This window comes from Actinoplanes sp. NPDC024001 (genome assembly GCF_040638955.1).
Lineage (GTDB): Bacteria > Actinomycetota > Actinomycetes > Mycobacteriales > Micromonosporaceae > Actinoplanes.
On sequence record NZ_JBEZZB010000386.1, the window covers coordinates 1 to 1,179 of the forward strand.

At 76.8% G+C, this 1,179-nt stretch carries 1 pseudogene; it reads left to right on the forward strand.

What is annotated here, in order from left to right:
- Positions 1–1,124, forward strand: a pseudogene (locus tag AB0F81_RS51355) (ABC transporter permease); the annotation flags it as partial.
- Positions 1,125–1,179 lie beyond the last annotated feature (55 nt).

Consider the following 1,179-nt stretch of genomic DNA (forward strand, 5'->3'; position numbering starts at 1 on the left):
GGCCGCCGATGCCGCACTGGCCGAGCGCGCTCGGCCGGGCCCGCGCCGACGCCGGCCCGCTGCTGCTCTGCGCCGCCGTGGTCGCGGCGATCAGCCTGCTCGCCGGCGCGGTGCCGGGCCTGCTGCGGGACACCGCCGACCGGGCGGTCCAGGAGGCCGTGCGGCAGTCCGGCGACCGGGCGGACGTCACGGTGAGCGCGCACTGGGAACCCGACGACGGGCAGGGCGGCCGCTACCGCATGCCGTGGCTCGCCGAGGACCTGGACGCGCTGCGGGAACGGGCGCTCGACGAGCTGGGCGGCGAGTTGCGGCCGGTGCTGCGGCCGCCGGTCACCACCGCGCTCAGCTCTCCACTCAACGTCACCGACGGCAGTGTGCTGCGGACCTTCCGGCTGGCGTACCTGTCCCGGGAGGGCGGCCCGGAGGTGGTCTGGACGGCCGGCGCCGCGCCCGGCCCCACGGTCGCGGGGACCCGCGACGACGTCCTGTCCGCCTATTTCGGCCCGCCGTGGGTGGTCCACGCCGGGGTCTCGGAGACCGTCGCCGAGGCCCTCGGGGTACGGCCCGGCGACCGGCTCCCGCTCGCCGACGCGAACCGCAACGTCAAGGACGTACGGATCAGCGGCGTCTTCCGCCCGGTCGACCGCACCGACCCGGCCTGGCGGCTCGCCCCCTGGCTGCTGGACCCGGTGCCCGGCGCGGACGGGGTCGGCTCCACCCGGTTCGGCGGGCTGCTCTCCGCCGAGTCGCTGCCGGACGCCCGACTCGCCCTGGGCCCCGACCAGTTCCCGCGCGCTGTCGTGTTCACCCCCGACCCGGACGTGCTGACCTGGGAGACCGCTCAGCGGATCGCCGGCACCGCGGTCGCGTTGAAGGCGGACTCCGGGGCGACCGGCGCGTTCGACACCTCCTCGGTGTGGAACACCCAGCTCGACGCGGTGTTGCGGGAGGTGGCCGGCCAGATCGACGCGGCCTCCGCGCAGGCGTCGGTGCTGCTGCTGGCCGTGCTCACGGCGGCCGGGCTGGTGCTGCTGCTCGCGGCCGACCTGCTGGTGCGCCGCCGTGCCGCGGCGCTGGCCCTGGCCCTTCAGCAACAGCTCGGGAATGGTGCCGGCCCGCGGTGACGACTCGACCCTGGCCGCGGTGACCAGGGAGCCGTCGCGGACCGACTGCCAGCTC